The organism is Bacteroidetes bacterium SB0662_bin_6 (assembly GCA_009839485.1).
Taxonomy (GTDB): domain Bacteria; phylum Bacteroidota; class Rhodothermia; order Rhodothermales; family VXPQ01; genus VXPQ01.
In genome coordinates, this window is sequence record VXPQ01000062.1 from 1 (window position 1) to 2,547 (window position 2,547).

Sequence of the window (2,547 nt, forward strand, 5' to 3'; positions counted from 1 at the left end):
TTGTTAAAAATGTATCAATCCGAAATTCTGGCCGGGTCGGGTAAACAGTCCGGGGCCTCCTCCGGGTGGGCGGGTGTGGAGGAACGGACCTTGCTTTTCCCAGCACAGCTTTTTCCACTCCTTCAACCGGCACGCGACCAACGCAAAGAGCGTGACCCGGACCACTGCCGCAAGCGGATCGACTTTCAACAGCGCCTCCCACACGCGCTCAGTCGTTTAACGGCTGCGGTTTCATCCCGACTCTATCCCGGACCCAATCTCCCGACCGGCAAGCGGCGGGAGGACAATCCTGACCCGAACTGGATCCCGGAAGTCTTGCACTTGAAAGCACTCACGGTCGTAGCGGGCGCCGCTTTCTTAGTAGGGGAATACCCTTCAAACACGGCTCGGGGCCAGATAAACGATTACCGCATCCGTTCTTGATTCCGGGAGCCTGATATATGTATTTAATACATATTAATATCTGTTTACTTCCCGATAAAACCGGTATATATTTACAGTATTAATATCTGTTATTGGAAAAACTTTCATGAAATCCTACTTAACTTTTGCAAAGGTCGGCCGGCAAGCGCTGGCCGTCGGTCTTTTCACGCTGACAGCGCTGAGCATGGGAGCGGCTTCAGGCTTGCCGGACAATCCCAGGGATCCGCCGCCGCCACCGTCCGGCGCCGGATACCTGTTCAACAGCAACGCGGGGCCGCGACAGATGCAGGAACCCCCATTCCCGGCGACCGGAAGGCCGGTGATTACCGGCGTTGGGGAAGTGGGCGCTGTCCTCAGGGCGTGGAAGGGCACGATCAGCGACCGGCAGGGTACGACAAAGGCGGACGCCGGTGTGACCCACTACCGTTACAGGTATCAGTGGGTGCGCCAGGACGGTGAAGTCCGTACTGATATCGTCGACGCCCAATCGGAAACCTACCAGCTCACCAGCGATGATGCGAACAAGGAGATCAGGGTCAAGGTGCGGTTCATTGACGACGAAAACTATGGGGAAGGGCCGCGGACCAGCCGCGCACTTCGCGTTTCGACCGGGCTCCTGGTCGGCACTTCCCAACAGCCGCAAGCCTGGCATCCGGTGACCGGCGGTGTCTATAACATTTACGGTCAGCAGTTCACGACCGGCTCTGACGCTGCAGGCTACACGCTAAGCGCTATTGGAATAGACATCCACAAGCCGCCAACCGCGGATGAAACGCACCCTCCCCTCGTTACGCTCAATCAAGGCGGCTCCGGGAATGAGCCGGGCGAGCTTATCGCAGTCTTGCGCAATCCGGATTCATTTGCATGGAATTCGGTCAACAAGTTCACGGCGCCCCCCGGAGCGCTTCTACAGCCGAACACCCAATACTGGGTGGTTGTCAATGACGGTATTGAGCCCAGGTTTGACGACGCTGGCATTTCACTTCACTGGTTGAATGCAATAAACACGGGTTCGCACGCCGAGGACCCCGAATCGCTGCCCGGCTGGAGCGTTCACGACGGCTACGCATACAAACACGAGCCAGACGGCGACTGGCGCCAGTCAAGGAACATGAACATCAAGATGGATGTCCGGGGCATCGTCGGCATTGTGCATACCGAAAACTACCCCGCCACGGGCCAGCCATCAATTTCCGGGCTTGCGCAGTCCGGCAGATGGCTGACAGCCTCGTCGGCCGGGATTTACGACAGCAACGGTCAATACAATGCTGAGCTCGATGGGAACTACGCCAGCTACACCTATCAGTGGCTACGCGTGGACGGCGGCAACGAGAGCGAGATTCCCGGTGGGACCGATGCCTATTACCTGCTGACCAACGCCGACGTGGGCAAGAAGTTCAAGGTCAAGGTTCGGTTCATGGACGATGCGGGCAATTCCGAAGGCCCACTTACCAGCGCCGAATTTCCTTCAGAAGGCACGATTCTCTCGGCCGACTCTACCGAGTTCGGACCGCCGACCCCGGTACTGGTCGAGAACACGAGCAATCAAGAAGCCGGTGGCAGGGAAAGAATCGTGGCGCAACGTTTCCTTACCGGCAGCAACCCCAACGGCTACAACATTGAAAGCGTTGGCATAGGCGTCACAGGCCGGGCTGCCACGGACATCAAGGCTGGAATCTACAGTATGAACGGGGATACCTATATGCCGGGAGACAGCGCGGGCGCCCTTGGCACAACAACGGTCGAGCAAGATGGTGTCATGACCTTCCCGGCGGATGGAGATGTCACCCTCTCCCCGGACACGAACTACTTCCTGGTCATAACGGACAGGTCCGGCCAGCTGCCCGCCGACGCTGAATTCACTGTCACGAGGGATGACGGCGAAAGCAGCGATCTGGCAGATGGCTGGCAAATCTACAACTTCCGCGCGCAGAAGCGCAATATCGATGATGACAGATGGCGAGGCTTCAGCGATCCGTGGAAAATTATTGTCAAGGGCTCCCCTATCAATCCCTGACAAGAACGGCGCCCCCCCGGTGGGCCGGGGCCCCCCCCCCCGCTTATTGGGGCGGGGGAAAGGCGGGGAAAGGCACGTATAACCCCCCGAGAGCCCGGGGTGGGCCC

The 2,547-nt window shown here is 58.5% G+C and carries 1 protein-coding gene; it reads left to right on the forward strand.

Annotated elements, in window-relative coordinates; genetic code table 11:
- Nucleotides 1-529 precede the first annotated feature (529 nt).
- Nucleotides 530-2,440, forward strand: a complete 1,911-nt coding sequence (locus F4Y00_11235; protein ID MYE05526.1) for a hypothetical protein — start codon at nucleotides 530-532, stop codon at nucleotides 2,438-2,440.
- The last annotated feature ends 107 nt before the right edge of the window (nucleotides 2,441-2,547 follow it).